The 2,958-nt window shown below is 65.8% G+C and carries 3 protein-coding genes and 1 pseudogene; 2 read left to right on the forward strand and 2 right to left on the reverse strand.

Translation table 11 applies throughout. The annotated features are described in order from the left end of the window. Positions 1 to 371 (reverse strand): succinylglutamate desuccinylase/aspartoacylase family protein (locus BG842_RS08560; protein WP_254663000.1); only part of this gene is annotated, 371 nt, incomplete at its 3' end. A gap of 53 nt (positions 372 to 424) precedes the next feature. Here BG842_RS08560 and BG842_RS08565 point away from each other — a divergent pair. Both BG842_RS08565 and BG842_RS08570 read left to right on the forward strand, forming a co-directional pair. Then, positions 425 to 1,204: pseudogene (locus tag BG842_RS08565) on the forward strand (glycine cleavage T C-terminal barrel domain-containing protein); the annotation flags it as partial. Between the two features lie 145 nt (positions 1,205 to 1,349). Continuing rightward, entirely contained in the window at positions 1,350 to 2,276 is a 927-nt protein-coding gene (locus tag BG842_RS08570; protein WP_069450441.1) for a sulfide-dependent adenosine diphosphate thiazole synthase, read from the forward strand. Positions 2,277 to 2,292: 16 nt separating this feature from the next. Here the strand turns inward: BG842_RS08570 and BG842_RS08575 are convergent. Further along, positions 2,293 to 2,958, reverse strand: a 666-nt coding sequence (locus BG842_RS08575; RefSeq protein WP_254663001.1) for a class I SAM-dependent methyltransferase, incomplete at its 5' end; no start/stop codon positions are given.

The following is a 2,958-nucleotide window of genomic DNA, read 5'->3' on the forward strand; positions in this document are numbered from 1 at the left end:
TGAGTTCCTGCACGCGCGCGGGACGCGACCCCGTCCGCGTCCGGGTCGGGGAAATAGCGATTCGGATCGTCACCGTGGTAGTAGGAGGCGCGGGTCGTCCGGCGGAGTCCGGCGGGATTCAAATTTGGGAGACAGACGACCGTCCCGCGAATCTTCGACGCCAACTCCTCATGCATAACGTCCTGCGCGGTGGCGAGGGCGGTCACCTCGTTGCCGTGAATCGACGCCGTAATCCAAAGCGTCGGGCCGTCCTCCTCCCCCTCCGCGATGAGGACGGGGAGGCGTTCGGGCGTTCCTGTCGGAAGGTCGGTGACGTCCAACCATCCGGTGACGAGTTCGCCGGGCGCAGATTCCGCGGTGCCGACTTGCATACCGGGTGGTGTTCGGCAGGAGACAAAAAGCAGCGTGAACCGGCAGGGGAGGAAGCGAGGAGTGGCGAGAGAAGGTGTTCATTCAGGACGTAGAAATTTCCGTCGCGACCGAGCGCTTCGCCGTCTTCGGCGTCCACGGGCCGTACGCCACCGAAAAGGTCGCCAGCGTGCTGAACGGCGCGAGCACCCCGGACGAACAGCTCTCGTTCATCCGCGGGAAGATGGCCGACGTGGGCGTCACGGTCATTCGAACCGACGCGCCGACGGGCGAGGAGGGTTACGAAGTGGTCTGCACGACGGACGAGACGGCGGACGAAATCGGACGCGAACGGCCGAACGTCGAACTCGTCTTCGACGCCCTCGTCACGCGAGGGATGAACGCCGCTCCCTTCGGCCGGGTGACGTGGGAGTCGTTGACGCTCGAAGCCGGAACGCCGCTGTTCGAGTACGAACTACGGGGCGAAATTCCGAACGTGCTCGGCCTCCGAAACGCCCTCGACTTCGAGAAGGGGTGTTACGTCGGCCAGGAAGTCGTCTCGCGCGTCGAAAACCGCGGGCAACCGAGTCGGAGACTCGCGGGACTGCTCCCCGAATCCGTACCGGAAGCGGGCGCGGCGGTCTTCGCGGGCGATGAAGTCGTCGGCGAAATCACCCGCGGAATCGAGAGTCCGTCGCGCGGGGAACCGGCCGCGATGGCGCTGGTGGACTACGACGTGGAAATCGGGTCGAGACTGACCGTCCGCGTCGATGGTGAGGACGTCGGCGCGGAACTGGTGTCCCTGCCGCTGGTGGACGGCAGCGACGAATCCGGGCGCGTGCCGACCTACGACTGAGCGGTTCTCTCCGTGTCCGAAATCGACGCGAGACGCCACTAAACCGAGGTTTTTCGACAAAAGTCGAGTCGATCCGATAGCGACGGCCACGTGTCACCGACGGAGGAAAACCCTTTTCAACAACTTAGTGATATCACTGAGTGGTATGCAAGCATTCGATGGCTTTGCGGACGTGAGCGAGGCGGAAGTGACGCGAGCGATTGGCACCGCGTGGAGCGACGAGTTCACCGAGTTCTCGGAAACGGACGTCATCATCGTCGGCGGCGGCCCGTCCGGGTTGGTCGCGGCGAAGGAACTCGCCGAGCGCGGCGTCGAGACCATGGTCGTGGAGAAGAACAACTACCTCGGCGGCGGGTTCTGGCTCGGCGGATTCCTGATGAACAAGGTGACGGTCCGCGACCCGTCGCAGGCCGTCCTCGACGACCTCGGCGTCCCCTACGAGGAATCGGACGAGGCCGACGGACTGTACGTCGCAAACGGCCCGCACGCCTGTTCCGCGCTCATCGAGTCGGCCTGTGCCGCTGGCACGAAGATGCAGAATATGACCGAGTTCACCGACGTCGTGGTTCGCGAGGGCCACCACGTCGGCGGCATCGTCATGAACTGGACGCCGGTCCACGCCCTACCGCGGGGACTCACCTGCGTGGACCCCATCGCGGTCGAATCCGACCTCGTTATCGACGCCACGGGCCACGAAGCGGTCGTCGTCTCGAAACTCCAAGAGCGCGGCGTGCTCGACGCACCCGGCCTTCGCCACGCGCGCGAGCACAACACGGGCATGGACACGTCGGGAGACGGGGAGTACGGCGCGCCCGGCCACGACTCGCCCGGTCACGACTCCATGTGGGTCGCAAAGAGCGAAGACGAGGTGGTCGAACACGCGGGCAAAGTTCACGACGGTCTCGTCTCGACCGGCCTCGCCACCGCGACGACGTACGGCCTCACCCGGATGGGACCGACGTTCGGCGCGATGTTGCTGTCGGGCAAGCGCGCCGCACAGGTCGCGCTGGACGAATTGGAGGTCAGCGGAACGGTTGAGATGGTGAGCAGTCCGTCGCCGGCGGACGACTGAAAACTGCGTTACGGGGTTACTCTGTCACCCGTCCGCCGGTAATCCGAACGACCCCCAGCGCGTGTTCGCTGTCGTTCATCGCAACAGTCCGCTCCGACAACGCCCGCCGCGATTCAGCGATTCGTTCGTCCAGCACGTACCACGGCGGTTTTTCGAATCCGCTCGTCCCGCCGGGCGTCGAGGCGAGGACGAGGCCGCGGAAGGCCTGATTCACCGGCCACGAGTAGGCACGCGAACTCTGCCCGGCGTCGAGTAGGGCGAGACCCCCGCCCGGACGGATGCCGTCCAGCCACCGGGAAACGGTGCCGTAGGGATCGTCCAGCATGCCGATGACGAACGTGGCGAGCACGGCGTCCACATCCTCGGGGAGCGAGAACGTGGCGGCGTCGGCCTGCACGATGTGGACGTTCTTCCACCCCTCGCGGTCGATTCTGTCCCGCGCCTGTTCGAGCATTCCGCGGGTGAAATCGACGCCGATGACCCTGCCCTCGGAACCGACGCGCCGCCGGAGGTGCGGGAAGTTCGCCCCAGTTCCACACCCCATCTCGACCACGGTATCACCGGGCGAAAGTCGGAGTTCGTCCACGACTCGACTCCGGAGTCGGGAGAGGCCGGGGGTCGCTACTGCGAGCAGGTCGTAGAGTCGCGCCCAGCGGCCGTAGAACTGCTGGGCGGTGGACGG

Source organism: Haladaptatus sp. W1, from assembly GCF_001723155.1.
Classification (GTDB): Archaea; Halobacteriota; Halobacteria; order Halobacteriales; family Haladaptataceae; genus Haladaptatus; species Haladaptatus paucihalophilus.

What these genes read in the sequence shown, in the direction of transcription:
- BG842_RS08570 (WP_069450441.1), top strand. Translation starts at nt 1,350, where the DNA reads ATGCAAGCATTCGATGGCTTTGCGGACGTGAGCGAGGCGGAAGTGACG.